20 protein-coding genes are annotated in these 18086 nt (G+C 70.9%); 12 read left to right on the forward strand and 8 right to left on the reverse strand.

Annotation, left to right across the window (positions count from 1 at the left end):
- Positions 1–18: 18 nt before the first annotated feature.
- From dhbC to AB0O76_RS22975, 7 genes are all read left to right on the forward strand, one after another.
- Complete coding sequence (dhbC, locus tag AB0O76_RS22945) at positions 19–1239, forward strand: isochorismate synthase DhbC (RefSeq protein WP_365494228.1); 1221 nt, start codon at positions 19–21, stop codon at positions 1237–1239.
- Positions 1236–2870 carry a (2,3-dihydroxybenzoyl)adenylate synthase gene (locus AB0O76_RS22950; RefSeq protein WP_365494231.1) on the forward strand — a complete coding sequence of 545 codons (1635 nt, stop codon included), beginning with the start codon at positions 1236–1238 and terminating at the stop codon, positions 2868–2870. Before dhbC ends, AB0O76_RS22950 begins: the two co-directional genes overlap by 4 nt.
- A 62-nt stretch (positions 2871–2932) precedes the next feature.
- Positions 2933–3565 carry an isochorismatase family protein gene (locus AB0O76_RS22955; RefSeq protein WP_365494234.1) on the forward strand — a complete coding sequence of 211 codons (633 nt, stop codon included), beginning with the start codon at positions 2933–2935 and terminating at the stop codon, positions 3563–3565.
- 1 nt (position 3566) lies between these two features.
- Positions 3567–3797 (forward strand): phosphopantetheine-binding protein, encoded by a 231-nt coding sequence (locus AB0O76_RS22960; RefSeq protein ID WP_360764079.1) that lies wholly within the window; start codon positions 3567–3569, stop codon positions 3795–3797.
- Positions 3794–7678, forward strand: coding sequence for an amino acid adenylation domain-containing protein (locus AB0O76_RS22965; RefSeq protein ID WP_365494237.1), 3885 nt, complete (start codon positions 3794–3796; stop codon positions 7676–7678). The genes AB0O76_RS22960 and AB0O76_RS22965 overlap by 4 nt, the downstream gene beginning before the upstream one ends.
- Positions 7675–7872 carry an MbtH family NRPS accessory protein gene (locus AB0O76_RS22970; RefSeq protein WP_365494240.1) on the forward strand — a complete coding sequence of 66 codons (198 nt, stop codon included), beginning with the start codon at positions 7675–7677 and terminating at the stop codon, positions 7870–7872. The genes AB0O76_RS22965 and AB0O76_RS22970 overlap by 4 nt, the downstream gene beginning before the upstream one ends.
- Positions 7869–8510: a 4'-phosphopantetheinyl transferase superfamily protein gene (locus tag AB0O76_RS22975; RefSeq protein ID WP_365494243.1), complete on the forward strand. Its 642-nt coding sequence runs from the start codon at positions 7869–7871 to the stop codon at positions 8508–8510. The genes AB0O76_RS22970 and AB0O76_RS22975 overlap by 4 nt, the downstream gene beginning before the upstream one ends.
- Here AB0O76_RS22975 and fes read toward each other — a convergent pair.
- Positions 8480–9757, reverse strand: coding sequence for an enterochelin esterase (gene fes, locus AB0O76_RS22980; RefSeq protein ID WP_365494246.1), 1278 nt, complete (start codon positions 9755–9757; stop codon positions 8480–8482). The genes AB0O76_RS22975 and fes overlap by 31 nt on opposite strands.
- Before the next feature lie 124 nt (positions 9758–9881).
- Here fes and AB0O76_RS22985 point away from each other — a divergent pair, with 124 nt between their 5' ends.
- Positions 9882–10721 (forward strand): hypothetical protein, encoded by an 840-nt coding sequence (locus AB0O76_RS22985; RefSeq protein ID WP_365494249.1) that lies wholly within the window; start codon positions 9882–9884, stop codon positions 10719–10721.
- 12 nt (positions 10722–10733) lie between these two features.
- On the opposite strand, the gene AB0O76_RS22990 is transcribed toward AB0O76_RS22985, so the two are convergent.
- Positions 10734–11189, reverse strand: coding sequence for a MarR family transcriptional regulator (locus tag AB0O76_RS22990; RefSeq protein ID WP_365494251.1), 456 nt, complete (start codon positions 11187–11189; stop codon positions 10734–10736).
- Between the two features lie 103 nt (positions 11190–11292).
- On the opposite strand from AB0O76_RS22990, the gene AB0O76_RS22995 reads away from it, so the two are divergent.
- Both AB0O76_RS22995 and AB0O76_RS23000 read left to right on the forward strand, forming a co-directional pair.
- Positions 11293–11574, forward strand: a complete 282-nt coding sequence (locus AB0O76_RS22995) for a hypothetical protein (protein WP_365494253.1) — start codon at positions 11293–11295, stop codon at positions 11572–11574.
- 61 nt (positions 11575–11635) lie between these two features.
- On the forward strand, positions 11636–11770 hold the full coding sequence (locus AB0O76_RS23000; protein ID WP_365494256.1) for a hypothetical protein: 135 nt from the start codon (positions 11636–11638) through the stop codon (positions 11768–11770).
- Positions 11771–11772: 2 nt separating this feature from the next.
- Here the strand turns inward: AB0O76_RS23000 and AB0O76_RS23005 are convergent, their stop codons facing one another.
- From AB0O76_RS23005 to AB0O76_RS23030, 6 genes are all read right to left on the reverse strand, one after another.
- Complete coding sequence (locus AB0O76_RS23005) at positions 11773–12018, reverse strand: DUF6059 family protein (RefSeq protein WP_365494259.1); 246 nt, start codon at positions 12016–12018, stop codon at positions 11773–11775.
- Positions 12019–12112: 94 nt separating this feature from the next.
- Positions 12113–13141, reverse strand: coding sequence for a ketoacyl-ACP synthase III (locus tag AB0O76_RS23010; RefSeq protein ID WP_365494262.1), 1029 nt, complete (start codon positions 13139–13141; stop codon positions 12113–12115).
- A 37-nt stretch (positions 13142–13178) separates the two neighbouring features.
- Entirely contained in the window at positions 13179–13991 is an 813-nt protein-coding gene (locus tag AB0O76_RS23015) for an arylamine N-acetyltransferase (RefSeq protein WP_365494265.1), read from the reverse strand.
- 39 nt (positions 13992–14030) lie between these two features.
- Entirely contained in the window at positions 14031–14840 is an 810-nt protein-coding gene (locus AB0O76_RS23020; RefSeq protein ID WP_365494268.1) for an arylamine N-acetyltransferase, read from the reverse strand.
- A gap of 6 nt (positions 14841–14846) precedes the next feature.
- Positions 14847–15845 carry an amidohydrolase family protein gene (locus tag AB0O76_RS23025; RefSeq protein WP_365494271.1) on the reverse strand — a complete coding sequence of 333 codons (999 nt, stop codon included), beginning with the start codon at positions 15843–15845 and terminating at the stop codon, positions 14847–14849.
- Positions 15846–15854: 9 nt separating this feature from the next.
- Positions 15855–16295: a nuclear transport factor 2 family protein gene (locus AB0O76_RS23030; RefSeq protein ID WP_365494274.1), complete on the reverse strand. Its 441-nt coding sequence runs from the start codon at positions 16293–16295 to the stop codon at positions 15855–15857.
- Positions 16296–16500: 205 nt separating this feature from the next.
- Between AB0O76_RS23030 and AB0O76_RS23035 the strand changes: the two genes are divergently transcribed.
- A complete protein-coding gene (locus tag AB0O76_RS23035; RefSeq protein ID WP_365494276.1) occupies positions 16501–17181 on the forward strand; it encodes an NAD(P)H-dependent oxidoreductase in 681 nt (226 codons plus the stop codon).
- A 196-nt stretch (positions 17182–17377) separates the two neighbouring features.
- Positions 17378–18079, forward strand: a complete 702-nt coding sequence (locus AB0O76_RS23040) for an SDR family oxidoreductase (protein ID WP_365494279.1) — start codon at positions 17378–17380, stop codon at positions 18077–18079.
- Positions 18080–18086: the final 7 nt, after the last annotated feature.

Below are 18086 nucleotides of genomic sequence, written 5' to 3' on the forward strand. Positions count from 1 at the left end.
CTTGACGAGGAGTCACCCGTGACACCCGCCCATGACGCGGTAGCGCTCGCCGCCCCCCACACCCCCGGGGCCGTCGGCGCGGCCACCGCACTGCTCGACGCCTATCAGCCGGGCGACACCCGGTTCTTCGCGTCCCCCACCCGCACGCTCCTCGCCCACGGCTCGGCCGCCGAAGTCCCGCACGACGAGCGGCCGTTGACCGAGCGGGTCGCCGCCACTCTCCAGGCGCAGCGGCTCGCGGGCAACCAGGCCCCGGTCGTGGTGGGCTCCATCCCCTTCGACCCGGCCGCGCCCGCCGTGCTGAGCGTGCCCGAAGCGGTGCGCTGGGCGCCCGCCCTGCGCACCGATCCGCTGGTCGCCCTGCCCACCCCGCCGCCCGCCACGGCCGGCGGCTGGCAGGTGCGCGAGGTCCCTTCGGGCGAGGAGTACGCCGCCTCGGTCGAGGCGGCCGTACGGCGCATGAAGAGCGGTGAGTTCGACAAGGTCGTGCTCGCCCGCACCCTGCGGCTGGACACCGAGGGCCCGCTCGACCTGCCCGCGATGCTGCAGCGTCTGGCCCGCCGCGACCCGCACGGCTACTCCTTCGCCGTGCCCACAGGCCCCGGCCGCACCCTCCTCGGCGCAAGCCCCGAGCTGCTCGTATCCCGGCACGGGGACCGCCTGACCGCGAACCCCCTCGCCGGTTCGACGCCGCGCTCGGCCGATCTGGCCGAGGACGTGCGCCGTGCGGCCGCCCTGCTCGAATCGGCGAAGGACCTGCACGAGCACGCGGTCGTCGTGGACGCCGTGCACAAGGCCCTCGCCCCGTTCTGCACCGACCTGGAGGTCCCCGAGCGGCCCACGCTGGTGCGCACGGCGACCATGTGGCATCTGTCGACGACCGTCACCGGCGAGCTCGCCGACCCGGCCGCCTCCGCCCTTGAGCTGGCCTGCGCCCTGCACCCGACCCCGGCCGTCTGCGGCACCCCGACCGGCCACGCCCGCGGCGTGATCGGCGAGTTGGAGCCTTTCGACCGCGGCCACTACACCGGCATGGTCGGATGGAGCGACGCGCAGGGTGACGGCGAGTGGGTCGTCACGATCCGCTGCGCGGAGGCGGAAGAGCTCGCGGACGGCACCGGCCGGCTGCGGCTGTTCGCGGGCGCGGGCGTCGTCGCCGACTCCTCGCCCGAGGCCGAACGGGCCGAGACGGGCGCCAAGTTCCGTACGTTCCTGGACGCGGTGGGGGTCGACCGATGACGACGGCACACAGTGGCGTGGACGCGCCGCGCATCCCCGACGAGTTCGCCGAGCGGTACCGCGCCGCCGGTTACTGGCGCGGCGAGACCTTCGGCGGCATGCTCCGCGAGCGGGCCGAAGCACACCCGGACCGGGTCGCGATCACCGACGGGGACCGCAACTGGACGTACGGCGAACTCGACGTCCGCGCCGACCGGTTGGCCGCGGGATTCGTGGCCCGTGGCATCGCCAAGGGCGACCGGGTCGTCGTCCAGCTCCCGAACGTCGCCGAGTTCTTCGAGGTGGTCTTCGCGCTCTTCCGGATCGGCGCCCTGCCGGTCTTCGCGCTGCCCGCGCACCGCGAGACGGAGATCCACTACTTCTGCGAGTTCACCGAGGCCGTCGCCTACGTCGTCCCCGACCGGGTCGGCGGCTTCGACCACCGCGACCTCGCGGCGAAGGTCCGCGCCGAAGTGCCCACGCTGCGCGACGTGTTCGTGGTGGGCGATCCCGGTGAGGACACCGCGCACACGGCCCTGTCCGACGTGCCGTGCGAGCCGGTGGAGATCGACGGACCCGCGCCGTCCGACCTCGCCTTCCTCCAGCTGTCCGGCGGCAGCACCGGCGTGCCCAAGCTGATCCCCCGCACCCACGACGACTACATGTACTCGCTGTGGGGCTCCAACGAACTCTGCGGGGTGACCGAGGAGTCCGTCTACCTGGTCGCGCTGCCCGCCGCGCACAACTTCCCGCTCTCGTCGCCGGGTTCACTGGGACTGCTGTACGCGGGCGGCCGCGTAGTGATGTGCCCGCAGCCCGACCCGGACACCGCGTTCCCGGTCATCGAGCGGGAGAAGGTGACCATCACCGGTCTCGTCCCGCCGCTCGCCCTGGTGTGGACCGACGCGGGACGCACCACCGCGTACGACATCTCCAGCCTCGACGTCCTGCTCGTGGGCGGCGCGAAGTTCAGCGAGGCGGCGGCCCGCCGGGTCACCCCCGCGCTCGGCTGCACCCTGCAGCAGGTCTTCGGAATGGCCGAGGGCCTTGTCAACTACACGCGCCTGGACGACCCGGCCGAGACGATCGTCACCACGCAGGGGCGGCCGATCTCCCCCGCCGACGAGATCCGCGTCGTCGACGACTCCGACCAGGACGTGCCCGACGGCGAGTCCGGCCATCTGCTGACCCGCGGCCCGTACACCATCCGCGGCTACTGGCGCGCCCCCGAGCACAACGCCCGCTCGTTCACCGCCGACGGCTTCTACCGCACGGGCGACATCGTCAGGCGCACGCCCACCGGCCACCTGGTGGTCGAGGGCCGGGCGAAGGACCAGATCAACCGGGGCGGCGAGAAGATCGCGCCGGAGGAGGTCGAGAACATCATCCTCGGCCATCCGCACGTCCACGACGTGTCGGTCGTCGCCGTCCCCGACGAGTACCTGGGCGAGCGGACCCTCGCCTATGTCATCCCGCGCGCGGACGCCGAACCGCTCAAGCCGGTCACCATCAAGAAGTTCGTGCGCGAGCGGGGGCTCGCCGCGTACAAGGTGCCCGACCGGGTCGAGTTCGTGACCGCCTTCCCGCAGACCGGCATCGGCAAGGTCAGCAAGAAGGACCAGCGGACGAGCGCCGCGACCCCGGACAGCTGATCCCTGCACGGAGCACCCCGATCCACCCAGCATTCCTGAGCTTCACCGAAAGGCCACCGACCATGGCGCTCCCCGCCGTCACGCCGTATCCGATGCCCGCATCCGACGAGCTGCCCGACAACCGCGTCGCGTGGACCGTGGACCCGCGGCGGGCGGTGCTGCTCGTCCACGACCTGCAGAACCACTTCCTGACCGCGTACACCCCCGACACCTCGCCGACCACCGAACTCCTCACCAACGTCGGCGAGTTGGCGAAGGCGGCGCGCGCGGCCGGCATGCCCGTCCTGTACTCGGCGCAGCCGGGCGGCCAGTCGCCCGAAGAGCGGGGTCTCCAGCAGGACTTCTGGGGCCCTGGCCTTCCGGACGACGAGCACGCGAAGGCGATCGCGGGCCCGGTCGCGCCGGAGCCCGGCGACACAGTGATCACGAAGTGGAAGTACAGCGCGTACGTCCGCACCGACCTCGAGGAGCGGATGCGCGATGCGGGCCGGGACCAGATCGTGATCGTCGGCGTGTACGCGCACATCGGCGTCCTGATGACGGCCTGCGACGCGTGGATGCGGGACGTGCAGGCGTTCGTCGTCGCGGACGCCGTGGCCGACTTCTCCCGTGAGGACCACGACATGGCGCTGCGCTACGCGGCGGGCCGCTGCGCGGTCGTCACCACCACCGACGCGGTTCTGAAGGGGATCTGACATGGCGCTCAGCGTGGAAACCATCCGGGCCGACGTCGCGGACGTGCTCGGCGAGGACCCGGCCGACATACCCGTCGACGAGAACCTGGTCGACTACGGCCTCGACTCCGTACGCATCATGGCGCTCATCGAGCGCTGGCGCCGCGAGCACGAGATCACCGCCACCTTCGTCGACTTGGCCGAGCAGCCCGCGATCGAGGCCTGGGCGCCGATTCTTGGAGCCTCGGCATGAGACTCACCGCTGCCCAGTCGGGCATGTGGTTCGCCCAGGCCCTCGATCCCGGGAGCCCGGCCCAGAACACCGCCGAGTGTCTGGAGATCCACGGGCCGATCGACCCGGCGCTGTTCGCTCAGGCGCTGCGTCAGGTCGTGTCCGAGGCCGACGCCCTGCGCGTACGGATCATCGAAGGGGCCGAAGGGCCTGCCCAGTTGGAGGTCACCGACCCCACGCTGCCGCTGAAGGTGCGCGATCTGCGCGCCGCCGCGGACCCGGACGCCGAGGCGCGGGCGTGGATGCGTGAGGATCTCGCCACGCCGTTCGACCTGGCGGCGGGGCCGCTGTTCGCGCACGCGCTGTTCCGCGTGGGCGACGAGCGGTGGCTGTGGTACCAGCGGGTGCACCACATCGTGATGGACGGCTTCGGCTACTCGCTGCTCGCCCGCCGCACCGCCGACGTCTACACCGCGCTCGCCGCGGGCGAGACCCCGGCGAGCAGCCCCTTCGGGCGGCTCGCGGACCTGGTCGCCGAGGACACCGCCTACCGCGCTTCCGAGACGTACGACAAGGACCGCAGGCACTGGGGCGAGGCCTTCTGCGACCGCCCCGACGCGCCGAACCTGGCCGGGCGCACCGCCCTGCCGTCCCGCACCTTCCACCGCCGCACCGCCCACCTGTCCCCCGAAGCGACCGCGCGGCTGCGGGAGTTGGGGACCTCGATGCGGGCGACGTGGCCGGAGGTGCTCGTCGCCGCGCAGGCGCTGTACGTCTCGCGGGCCACCGGCTCCGCCGAGGTGGTCCTTGGCCTGCCGATGATGGGCCGGATGGGTTCGGTGGCGCTTCGTGTGCCCGGCATGGTGATGAACGTGCTGCCGCTGCGGCTCACCGTCACCCCGCAGGCGACGTTCGCCGAGCTGACCCGGCAGGTGGTGCTCGGCATCCGCGCCGCCCGCCGCCACCAGCGCTACCGCTACGAGGACATCCGCCGCGACCTGGGCCTCCTGGGCGATGGCCGGTCGCTGGTCGGCCCCCTGGTCAACGTGATGCCGTTCGACTACGGCCTGACCTTCGCGGGCGCCCGCACCGACGCCCACAACCTGTCGGCGGGCCCGGTCGACGACCTCACGGTCAACATCTACGACCGCGCGGACGGCAGCGGCCTGCGCATCGACTACGACGGCAATCCGGCCCTGTACGAGCCGGACGAACTCGGCGTCCACCAGGCGCGGTTCATGGAGCTCCTGGAGCGCCTTTCACAGGCCGAGCCGCATGCCCCGCTCGCCGAGCACACCATCGCGCGCCGCTCCGAACTCGCCCTGGTCGTCGAGGAGTTCAACTCCACCGCGCGCCCGGTGCCGCCCACCACCCTGATCGGCCCGATCGAGGCCCAGACGGTCCGCACCCCGGACGCCACCGCCCTCGTCTTCGGCGACCAGGAGCTGACCTACGCGGAGCTGAACGCCCGAGCGAACCGGCTCGCCCACCACCTGATCGAGATCGGCGTACGGCCCGGCGCGCTCGCCGCGGTGGCGGTGCCCCGCTCCCTCGACCTGGTGGTCACGCTCCTCGCCGTGCTCAAGGCGGGCGGCGCCTACCTGCCGCTCGACCCGGACTATCCGGCGGACCGCCTCGCGTACATGCTGGGCGACGCCGATCCCGCCTGCGTGATCGCGGACCGCGCCGACCGGGTGCCCGCTTCCGGCGTTCCGCTCGTCGCCCTCGACCGCCTGGACACGACGCCGTACGGGAGCTACGACCCGCCGCGCGCGCTCACCCCGCACCATCCGGCGTACGTCATCTACACCTCCGGCTCGACGGGCCGCCCCAAGGGCGTCGTGGTGCCGCACTCGGCGATCGACAACCGGCTGCGCTGGATGCAGCACGAGTACGAACTCGCCCCGGGTGACCGGGTGTTGCAGAAGACGCCGTCCGGTTTCGACGTGTCGGTGTGGGAGTTCTTCTGGGCGCTGCGGGTCGGCGCGACGCTGGTCGTCGCCGAGCCGGGCGGTCACAAGGATCCGGCGTATCTGGCCCGCGTGATCCGCGAACAGGCCGTCACCGTCTGCCACTTCGTGCCGTCGATGCTCCAGGTGTTCCTGTCCGAACCCGCCGCGGCGGACTGCTCGGGCCTGCGGCATGTCTTCTGCAGCGGCGAGGCGCTGCCGCGCGAGACGGTCCGCGACTTCGGGCGCGTCCTGGACGGCGTACCGCTGCACAATCTGTACGGTCCGACCGAGGCGGCCGTCGATGTGACGTACCACCCGTGCGCGACCGGCGCGACGGGCCCGGTGCCGATCGGCAAGCCGGTCTGGAACACCCGCCTTTACGTCCTGGACGCGGCGCTCCAGCCGTGCCCACCCGGCATCCAGGGCGAGTTGTTCCTCGCGGGCACCCAGCTGGCAGCTGAGTACCTGGGCCGGCCCGAGCTGACCGCGTCCCGTTTCGTCGCCGACCCCTACGGCCCGGCAGGCACCCGTATGTACCGCACGGGCGACCTGGCGCGCTGGACGGAGCACGGCGAGATCGAGTACCTGGGCCGCACCGACCACCAGGTGAAGCTGCGCGGCCTGCGCATCGAACTGGGCGAGATCGAGGCCGAGTTGGCCGGTGATCCGGCGGTGAGCGCGGCCAGTGTCCTGGTCCGCGAGGACCGTCCCGGCGACCAGCGGCTCGTCGGGTACGTCACGGCCGACGGGTCCGGAGTCCCCGACCCCGAGGCGCTGCGCATCCGTCTCGCCCGGACGCTGCCGGACTACATGGTGCCGGGCGCGATCGTGGTCCTCGACGACTTCCCGCTCAGCCCGAACGGCAAGCTGGACCGGCGCGCGCTGCCCGCCCCCGCCTTCGAGGGGTCCGCCGATGGCGGCCGGGTGCCGAGCGGCCACCGCGAGGAGACCCTCACCCGGCTTTTCGCGGAGATCCTCGGCGTGCCCCAACTGGGCGTGGACGACGTGTTCTTCGACCTTGGCGGCACCTCGCTGCTCGCGGCCCGGCTCGTCGCCAGGGTCCGCGACACGCTGGGCACCGAGCTCACCATCGGCACGCTCTTCCAGGCGCAGACCCCGGCGGCGCTCGCCGCCCTCCTGGACGCGGACGGCGGCGAGGCCGATCACGCCCTGGACGTGCTGCTCCCGCTGCGCGCGGGCGGCGACCGCACCCCGCTGTTCGCGTTCCACCCCGCGGGCGGCATCAGCTGGTGCTACTCGGGTCTGCTCTCGCGGCTCGATCCGGGCCAGCCGGTGTACGGGCTGCAGGCGCACGGACTGCACGGCGAGGGACAACTCCCGTCCTCGATGGAGGAGATGGCGGCCGAGTACGTGGACGCCCTGCGCGGCGTGCAGCCGCAGGGCCCCTACCGGCTGCTCGGCTGGTCGGTGGGCGGCGTCCTGGCGCACACCGTCGCCGTCCAGCTCCAAGAGGCGGGCGAGCAGGTCGAGTTGCTCGCTCTGCTCGACGCCTATCCGTCGGACCAGTGGCGCGACTCGGCGGTCCCGGCCGAGGCGGACGCCCTGACGGCGCTGCTCCGGATGGCCGGTTACGACCGGACGGACGAGCTGACCCGCGACGACGTCCTCGCCACGCTGCACCGCGAGGGCAGCGCCCTGGCCGGTCTTCCCGACCGGACGCTCACCGCGGTGATCGACATCGTGGTCAACAACGCGCGCCTGATGCGCGAGCACGACCACCGGGCCTTCGACGGAGACGCGCTGTTCTTCACGGCGTCCGCGCCGCGCGCCGAGGACTGGCTGACGCGCGAGGCATGGGGGCCGTACATCAGTGGTGAGATCGACAACCACGATGTGGACTGTCTGCACCCGGAGTTGACCCAGCCGCGGCGTCTCGACGAGATCTGCGCCGTCCTCGCCACCCGCCTCAAGGAGCTGGATCACGCATGACGACCACATCCGGCCCCTTCGACGCGGCCGGTCCCGACGACGCCGCCGAGCCGACGCATCTGGTCCTGGAGAACGCGCTCGGCGAGCACTCCCTGTGGCCTGCGTTCCGGCCGGCCCCCGAGGGATGGCGGACGGTGTACGGCCCCGAGCCGTACGGCCGTTGCGTGGCCCACCTCCAGGATCCGCCCGCGTGACGGATCTCCACCTCGTACGCCCGGCCCCGCTCCCGGACACCGACGTCTCCGTACTCGATGCCCTCGATGTACTCGACGCCGAGGAGCGGCGCCGGGCGGCGGCGTTGCGGCGCCCCGCGGACCGTGAGGTGTACGTCGCGGCGCACACCGCGCTGCGGCAGCACCTCGGCAGGTATCTCTCGGTCGAACCGGCGGCGGTGGAGTTCGTGCGTCTGCCGTGCCCCGGATGCGGCGGCCCGCACGGCCGTCCCGTCGTGGCCGGGGGCGCGGGCCCGCACTTCTCGCTGTCGCACACGGGCGGCCTCGCCCTGCTCGCGTTCGCGGACCGCCCGGTCGGCGTCGACATCGAGCTGCTGCCCGCGGCGAGCACGGTGGACGACGTGGCGGCATCCCTGCACCCCCGGGAGCGGGCCGAACTGGCCGCGCTCCCGGCCCCGGAGCGGCCGCTCGCCTTCGCCCGCTGCTGGACCCGCAAGGAGGCGTGCCTCAAGGGAACGGGTGCGGGTCTCGCCGGTGACGGATTGACGGCACTCCTTGTGGGGACGGGGCCCGCGCCGACGCCGGTGCCTGGCTGGACGGTGAAGGACGTGGCCACCGTCCCCGAGGGCTACGCGGCGGCGGTCGCGGTCGCCGCCTGAGCACCCAGAAGACCCACGAGCCCGTCCGCCAACTCGGTGCGCCAGCACAGGTAGTCGTGCCCGCCGTTGTACTCGCGGTACACGGCGTCGTCGTACCCCTTCTCCCGCAGGGTGTCGCGCAGCCTGCGCACGGCAGGGAGTGCCACCCACTCCTGCTCACCGGCCGAGAGCCAGAACCGGACGGGCAGCCGCTCGCTCGCGGCGATGCGGCCGGTCAGCCACTCGGAGCTGTCGAGGTCGGGGCCGTCGGGCCACCAGAAGGACCCGGACTGGGCGAGGACCCGGCCGAAGCGTCCCGGCGCGGCGACGGCCGCGTAGGCGGCGGTGAGGCCGCCGAGGCTCTGGCCCGCGACGACGGTGCGCGCCGGGTCGTCGGTCAGCGGAAGGCGCCCGGCCGCCCAGGGCAGCAGTTCGCGCTCGAGGAACCCGACGAAGCGTTCGTTGCAGGCGAGTTCGGCCCAGCGCAGGTCCGAGTCCAGGGACTCGGGAAGCAGCGCGACCAGCGGCGGGATGCGGCCGTCCGCGATGAGGTTGTCCAGGAGCGCGGCGACATCGAGGCCCGGCTGCCACATCTCGCCGTCCGTCAGGACGAGAACGGGCAGATCATCGCCGCCGCCCGGCGGCTCGTACACATGCACAGGGCGCTCGTTGCCGAGCAGCTCGCTGCGGACGGTGTGGGTGCTCACGGTGCCGCGCGCGACGCCATCGCGCCGCTGCCAGTCGTCGCCGCGCGGGGCGCCCGGCAGCTCGACGTACGGGACCGGATCGCCGCCCCAACGCCGGGTCAGGGTCCGGGAGTTCAGCGGGTCGCCCTGCTGCAGGGCGCGCAGCCAGGCCCAGTACTCGCCCGGCTCCCGCGGCCCTCCGCCCTCGTCCACGCAGAGGGAGTACGTGGCCCGCCAGTCGGCGCGCATCCGGATCGACCAGTGCCAGATGTCGGTGCCCGGTACGCGCTCCATCAGATTGCGCGGGAGGTCACGCGGATCGACGATCTTGTTCGGCAGCACGAGGACTGCGCGCGTCGCCTCGCTCCCCCGCCAGAGGAAGGTCACCACGCGGTGGTCGGCATGGCCCTGTGGATCGGGCTCGACGATCGGCGCCCCGCCCGCCGCCCGCACGGCTCCCCAGAAGTCGCCCCGCTCCACGGCCCGCTCCACCCAGGCACTGGACGCGCGCTCGACGGGCCGCGGACGTGCGATGCGGGGCGGCCGGCGGGTGGTCCCGTCGGGGGGAGCGGTCAGCGGCATGGGGAGGCCTCCAGGAGTCGATAAGGGTGACCTTACTTGAGAGGTGCCGCCGCAGGTCGTCCGGGCTCCGGCGCCCGCGGCCGGCGGTCTTGAAGGGCCGCCCGGCCGCTGTACATTGCCGCTTATGTCGATACCGAACCCGCCGCAGCCGGGCCCGTACCAGCCGAACCCGAACCCGTACCAGCAGCCTCCGGGCGCGGTGTCGCCTCAGCCCTACGGCCAGCAGCCAGGCCCGTACGCCCAGCAGCCGGGCCCCTATGGCCAGCCGCCGGCTCCCGTGGGCGGCCCGCCGGCGTCTCCGGCCGGTCCGCGCAGACCGACGCCGGGGTGGGTCTGGGGGCTCGGGGGCGTCGTCGTGGCGTCGGCGCTGTGGGCGGGGGCGCTCTTCGCCACCGGCAACCTCGGCTCGGGCGGCGGCGATGCGGACTTCGCCGGTCACCAGTACACGAAGAACCTCTGCGACGCCACGAAGCTCAAGGCGTTCCAGAAGGAGTACGAGCTCGACACGGACTCCACCGCGACCACGCACTACGGCTCCCGGCAGAAGGGGCTCGACCAGAGCTACTGCAGCCACAAGCTCAAGGACCCGGAGGCGGACGCCGACTCGTACGCGAGCACGTACGTCTACTCCACCGCCCGGTGGCACAAGGCGACCGACCCGGCGGGCGAGTTCGCATCGGAGTGGAAGGCGTTCGAGGACCAGTCGCAGAAGACGTACGGCTACACGACGAAGGCCGTGAGCGGCATCGGCGACGAGGCGTACCTGGTGACCGAGAAGAGCGGCACGGACAAGGACTCCCTCACCAGCATGACGCTCGCCGTGCGCGAGGGCTGGTTCACGATCCAGATGCACTGGAGCTCCTACGGTGCCCCGGACGACAAGGCCACCCAGCCGACGGAGACCGAGGTCCGGAAGATGCTGGAGACCGACACGCGCACGGCGATGGAGACCCTCAAGAAGTAGGAAACTCCCGGCTCAAGGGCGCGGCCAGGGGTGCCCTTCGAGCCGCTCGATGTCGCCGTTGAAGCGCTGTAGGTAGTCGGCGAAGGCCGCCACGTCCTCCGGCGCCCAGTCGCTGAACACCTTCTCCAGGCCTCCGGTGTAATCGGCGCGGTCGGCGTCGAGTTGGTGCTCGCCCTCGGCGGAGATGCGGAACTTGCGGGCCAGGCCGCCGTCGGGGTCGGGGATGCGCTCGACGAGTCCGGCGCGCAGCATGGCCGCGGTCTGCCGGTTGAGGGTGGATGCGTCGAGGCCGAAGGCATCGCTGAGCTGGCCGATGGACATCGGGCCGTCCATCTGGATGCGGCTGAGCACGACGTACGCACTGCGGTCGAGGCGCCCGCCGGTGGCGCGCGTCCGGGGGTTGTACAGGTGCGAGTGCCGCCCGAGCAGCATGGTCTCGAACTCGACCCGGCCAACGGGCTTTTCCATGTGAGGCATCCTCCGACTCCCGGCGCTTTACAGGGCAGGGCTGCCCTCACCGGCCCTGCCGCACATGATGCATCGTACTCGGCGTATGCATGATGCATGTCATATGCATAGTGCACATCAGCGTGCGGGCCGGCTCCAGGGCGAACCGAGCCACGCGACCCGCGAGCGCTGTCGCGCGGACCGCGAACGCCTGGTCCGGCAGCCGATGATCGCCCTGCTCAATGAGGTCGCGGACGCCGACCCCCGGTACGAGGACTTCTCCGTCTGGCACTACCGCACCGACTCCTGGTGGTGGCAGCACCAGAGCGCGGTGATCCGGCTCGGCCGCAAGATCGAGATCGGTCTCCGGTTCGCCCTGGACGGCCTGCGGATCCAGGGCGCCTGAACGCCCCCACGCGGCTATCCGACGAACCACTCCCCGTACGAACCTGCTGCGCCACCGTTCGGTGATCGCCGCCCGTCCCCTCGGCTGCGAGGAGTGGCTGCACACCCCCGAGGCGGTCGACCGGGTCCTCTCGGCCGCCGCCGACCTGGACGCCCTGCTGATGTGGCTGGTCCGCCACGTGAAGCAAGCCGCCTGACATCACGAGGGCGCCGCACGGCGGCCGGTCGGCGGTGTGAGTTCCTGGGCCAGGGACCGCTCGACGTCGGTCAACGGCACGTCGGGGACCAGCCGTTCGGGGCCGCCCGCGGGCGGCGGGCTCAGCGGCGGGGGCAGGATCAGGCCGGGGCAGTGGATCGGCGGCACCATCTGTGTGGCGCCGTAGGCCACCAGGCTGCGCCAGGCCGCCTTGACGCAGCGACGTACGAAGAACCTCATGCGGTCCATCCCTTCGAGCGAGCCGGGTGAGAGTGGGCGCGCGACGGCCTGCCGCCCCCGGCCCGGCCGGCGCCCCGGTGGTGCCGGCCGGGCCGGGCCGCCATCAGGACAGCTCGGCGGCGAGCAGGTCCTCGGGCAGGCGGAAGCAGAGCGCGCCGTAGAGGAATCCGGCGCCGATCGCCCCGATGGCGAGCAGGTCCCCCTGCCGGGCGAGGCCGTCGTGGGCCACCCGCCAGAGCGAGGTCAGCGGCGAGACCGATGCCGTGTTGGCCAACGTGTCCGCGGTGATGGGGACACGCTTGAGGTCGGCGCCGACGGTGCGCGCGATCTGCCGCACCAGCTTGGCGCTCGCCTGGTGCAGGGCGAAGCCGTTCACGTCGTCGACCGTGACGCCGGCCGAAGACAGCGTCTCGTTCAGGGACTTCGGGAGCCGGGTCATCGCCTCCCGAAGCACCACGCTGCCGTCCATGTGCAGATACGGCGTCAGCGGTGTCGGGGTCGGGGATCCCGGCACCTCCTGGTTCAGGCGCCAGGGCGTGGCCATCCGGACGGCGTCCGAGTAGGTGTTGCCCAGGTCGTAGCTGAGCAGGCCGTCACGGCTTTCCGACTTGCGCAGCACGGCGGCCCCCGCGGCGTCGCCGAAGAAGATGCGCGTGACGCGGTCCTGCGGGTCGGTGCCGCCGGAGCCGCGCTCGGCGCAGACGATCAACGCCGTCTCCAGGCCCGGTTCCTGCAGCAGGTTCGCGGCCATGTACATCCCGTACACGGTGGACGCGCAGGCGTGCTGGGTGAGGTCGACGATGCGCGGAGTCGCTATCCCGAGGCGCTCGGCGATGGTCACCCCGAGCGAGGGCATGACCCAGTCCGGCGTCGTGCACGCCACGACGAGCACATCGATCGCGGCGGCCTGCACACTGGCCGTGGCCAGCGCCTTCTCAGCGGCCTCGACCGCGAGGTCGGCCACGGTCTCCTCGGGGTCGAGGAAGCGGCGCTCCTTGATTCCCGTCTTCTCCTCGATCCACTCGGGCGTGGTGTCGAGCGAAGCGCACAACTCCTTGTTGGTGACCACCCGTTCGGGCAGTGCCAGGGCGACACTGCGCGGACTGACCGGCGTGAGTTCCCATTTGGGCATGACGACCTCCAATTCCGGTGCTGCGGTGCCGCGGCACCTACTTCTCCTCGAACGCCATGCGTACGGAGGAACTGCGATGGGGGCTCGGTGTGGGCCGCTCGTCGAAGCTGATGCCGAACCACTCCTCGTAGGCGGCGAGGACGGCGGCGTCGTCGGCGAGCTTCTCGGTCGTCGTCTCCTTGCCCCTGGTGATCGAGAGGACGTCGTCCTTCAGGAGGACCCAGCCGTCGTCGAGGGGAAGCTGGCAGAACATGTTCTGCAGGAGCAGGGAGTCGGGGCTTGTCCGGTACCACCAGATGACCTGGTCGAAGTCCGAGAGGGTCACCGGGTCGTCGTAGAAGCGGTACAGCGGCTTTCCGTTGCACAGCACGTCGGTCGAGCGGTCGTCGACGGCACGGAGGGAGAACTCGCCGTGCGGATCGGGCTGCGCGTCGGCGGTGTCCATGGCCAGGGGGTACCTGCTGCCCTTGCCGAATCCGGTGTCGACGATCCAGCGCCGGCCGTCGATCTCCGCCGAGACGAGGAGGTGGTTGTACGGGGCCTTGAGCTCGCCGCCGATCCAGACCCGCCCGTGGTGCAGCCGCACCGAGTAGCCGAGGGTCTCCAGGAGATAGAAGAACGACGTGTTGATCTCGCCGCAGCCTCCGCCGCGGCGCTGGTGCACGATCTTGTCGACGACTCGCTTGTCCTTGTAGTGGACCTCTCGGCCGAGTTGGTAGTCGAGGCTCTCGAACGGCACGGACAGCACATGGCGTTCATGGAGGTGGCGCAGTGAGTCCAGGTCGGGGCGGTCCGGGCGCCTGGCCGAGATGCGCTCCAGGTAGGCGGTCGTCGTCGATTCGTCCAGCATGGCGATTCCCTTGGGCGAAGTGGGTGCGTCAGTCCTGCGTCAGTCCTGCTCGAAGGAGAAGCGGAGCTTGTTGTTGGTGTGCGGTCCCGGCACGGGCCGTTCGTCCATCTCGATGCCGAACCACTTCGCGTAGGCGGCCACGACGGCTGCGTCGTCGGGGAGCTTCTCCGTGGTCTTCTCCTCGCCCGTGGTGAGGGTCAACTCGTCGTCCCGCAGGCTGACCCAGCCGTTCTCCAGGGGCAGCGAGCAGAAGATGTTCTGCAGGAACGGGGAGCCGGGGCAGGTCCGGTACCACCACATCGTCTGGGCGAAGTCGCTCAGGTCGGCGGGCTCCTCGTAGAACACGTACTGGGGGACGCCGTTGCGCAGCACCTCGACGCTGCGGTGGTCCTTGCGCTCGGTGGAGAACACACCGTGCGGGTCGTCCCAGAGGTCGTCGGAGTCGACGAGGATGGGGTGCCGGTTTCCCTTGCCGAAACCGATGTCCGCGATCCACCGGACGCCGTCGATGGCGATGGTCATCATCATGTGGTGGTACGGCGGTGTGGAGAACCTGCCGAAGCGGATCCGCCCCTGATGCACCGTCACATCGAAGCCGAGCCCCTGGAGGAGCAGGTAGAAGCCGGCGTTGATCTCGTAGCACCCGCCGCCGCGGCGCTGGTGCACGATCTTGTCGATGACCCGCTCGTCCAGGTAGATGTCGGCGCCCGAGTGGTAGTCGAGGCTGTCGAACGGCACCGAGAGCACATGGCGTTCGTGCAGATGGCGCAGTGCGGCGGCGTCGAGACGCTTGGGGGCGTCGGCGGAAATGCGGTCCAGATAGGCCGATACGGTCCGCTCGTCGAGCACGATGTCTCACGCTTCCTTTCCGCTGAGCCTCGGGAAGAGTCCCTCGGCGTTTCGGTGGTCGAGAAGGAGCCGCTCCTCGGCGTCGAACTTCCCGTGCGCCAGCACACCGTGGCCGGTGCCGAGGGTGTACGCCTCGGGCATGAGCGGGAAGTCGGAGCCGACCAGGATCCGGCTCGCGGGGGCGAACGAACGCAGGGCCGCCAGGGCGTGTGCGTCACCGGTCATCGCGATGTCGACGTACAGCCGCTGCAGCGAGCGCATGGGGTCCTCGGGCAGCCGCTCGGCGAGCGCCGGGCTGATGAGCCCTCCGGAGGCGAGCCGTCCCGCGTAGGAGGGGACGCCGCCCCCGCCGTGCGGCAGGATCACCGCGAGATCCGGGTACCTCTCGAGCGTCTGGTTGTACAGGAGTTGGGCGGCGACCCGGACCGTCTCGAAGGGGAACTCGTACCACGGTGCCGGCAGGTCCGGCAGCGGCCGGGCGCCGGCCGGCGGCAGCGTGGGATGGACGAACAGCGGCTTCTTCCGGCGCGCCGCCTCCTCGAAGAGCGGGTCCATCGCGGGGTCCCCGACGTACTGACCGCCGTAGTTGCTGACCAGGCCCACACCGTCGAGGCCGAGCACATCGGCGGCGTACGTGAACTCCTCGAGCGCCACGTCCATGTACGGAAAGGGAAGCACGGCAAATGCGCCGAACCTGCCGGGATGGTCGGCGACCAGACCGGCGAGGTATTCATTGACGCGGCGCGCGAATTCCGCGGCCGGTTTGGCCTCGAGATGGCCCGGAACTCCCGGCCAGACGCTCACCACGGCGGACCGAATTCCATGGCGGTCCATCATGGTGAGGCTGGCATCGACATCCCACGTCGGCTTGTCGATTCCGGGCAGCACGACCGGAATTCCCATGGCCGTGAGTTCATCGTGGTAGAAGTCCGGGAGGATGTGGTGGTGTACGTCGATGGCGCGCCGCCACGGCTTCCCGGTGGGTGCCTGAGTGTCGTCCCGCATGCCCGGCCCTCAGGCCTTGCTCGTGCCGGACGGGTTGCTGATCAAGCAGCGCCAGACTCCGTCGGCGCCACGTCGTGCGATGTCGGCGGCCGTGCCCTCGATCCGGACGTGCTTGCCGTCGGGGCCTGTGCCCTCGTGCACATAGTCGATGATCATCAGGGCCGTGTCGCCGACCGTGTAGGCGTGCCGCACCTTCAGGCTGATGGGAAGGCGGTGGGCGAGCGTCTCCTCGCCCGTGTCCCAGAGTTCGTCGCCGGCCTGGAATTTACCGGGGGAAAGGACGCGCATGGCCTGCGGGTCGAAAAGCATCCGCAGGATCTCGAGATTGCCGGCGTTGAATGCCTCCGCGAATGCACCGGGGAGTTGCATGAGGTCCGTCGGAAGTTCCGTCGGAAGTTCCGTCGGAAGGCCGGCCGGAAGGTCGGTCGCCTGATCGGTTGAATTCACCATGGCCGACAGCACACTGGCAGCACGGGAGGCCGCTCAACTCGGCACCCGCCAGTTTGTCAGGTCGCCGTCGTCATCGTGAGGATCGCATTGCACACCTGACGAAGTGTGCGGCCTCCGGCTATGCACACCCGTCGCGCGGAACTCATGATGCCGCACATACCGATCATGCCCTGGTGATCGAAAAGACGAGTGGCGAGGAGTACCCGTGACCAAGGTAGCCATCATCTTCCATTCCCGGAGCGGCAACGTCTTCCAGCTGGCGGCCGCGGCCGCCGCTGCGGCCGAGAAGGCGGGCGCCGAGCCGAAGTTGCTCAAGTTCGGCGAGCTTCCGGACCCGATGGTGCTGGACAACGACGCGTACAACGACCTGGAGACCGCGACCGCCGACATCCCGGTGGCCACGCTGGAGGACCTGCTGTGGGCTGACGCCATCATGATCGGCACCCCGGTCCACTTCGGCCTTCCGGCCCCGCAGTTGATGAACTTCATCGACCACTCGGGCCCGGTCGCCATCCCCGGCATGCTGGTGAACAAGGCCGTCACCGTGTTCGCATCGGGGTCCGCGGCGCACGCGGGCGCGCAGACGGCGATCCTCGCCGTGCACAACGCGCTGTGCCACTGGGGTTCGCTCATCGTGCCGAACGGATCGAGCGTGGAGATCCTGGGCTCGGAGCACAACGGCTCGCCGTACGGCACATGCAGCATCTCGCGGCACCTGGCGAACCATGTGCACGAGGACAACATCAAGGCGATCGAGTACCAGACCCAGCGGGTCGTGGAGGTCGCCACCGCCTACCAGATCGGGCTCAAGCAGACGGAGTCCGCCATCGACTACGTCAGCCTCGAGGACCTCGCCAGGAAGTTCCCGCACCTGTCGATGGACTGAGCAACGGCGGCACACCGACCGCGGAAAGCCCCACGACGACCGGCCCGGACGGGCCGGTCGTCACGCATGCCCGCACCCTTTCCTCCCGCGAACTCCCGCCCCTGCGTGGTACGTTGATCTGGTACCCGAACGTTGTACGAGTGATCGATCACTGTCCGTGCGAGGCATCCCCCACCGCCTTCCGCAGGAGGAAACCGTGAAGCTGGTCATCTTCGGCGCCAACGGCCCGACCGGCAGACTGGCCACAGAACAGGCACTCACCGAAGGGCACACCGTCACGGCCGTCACTCGCCGCCCCGACGCATTCCCGCTGAGCGACGCCCGGTTGGAGGTCGCGGGCGCGGACGTCCACGACGCCGCGGCGGTGGACCGTCTGGTGGCCGGGCAGGACGCCGTCGTCTCCGCGCTCGGGCTTCCGTACACGAAAGAGCCCGTGACCGTCTATTCCGACGGCATGACGAACATGATCAAGGCCATGGACTTCCACGGCGTCCGGCGCCTCGTCTGCGTCAGCTCGATCGGCGTCACCCCCGAGCACGCGCCGGGCGAGTCCTTCACCTTCCGCAAAGTGATCGCGCCCATGCTCCTGAAGATGGGCCGCACCCTCTACGAGGACATGGGCCGCATGGAGGACCTCGTGCGCGCCAGCGGCCTCGACTGGACGATCATCCGCCCCGCCGGCCTCTTCGACACCACGGACCCGACCGAGTACATCGTCGGCAAGCCGCGCACGCCGGGCCGGTTCACCGCCCGCAAGGACCTCGCGGACGCGCTGGTGCGCTCGGCGGTCGACCACCGCGACGCCGGCGAGATCGTCGAGGTCATCACCACGCGTGGCGTGCCCAGTTACGCCAGTGTCTTCGTGAAGGAAGCCCTGCACATCGGCAACAAGCGCTGATCTCGTA

It is taken from the genome of Streptomyces sp. NPDC086554 (genome assembly GCF_040686095.1).
Lineage (GTDB): Bacteria > Actinomycetota > Actinomycetes > Streptomycetales > Streptomycetaceae > Streptomyces.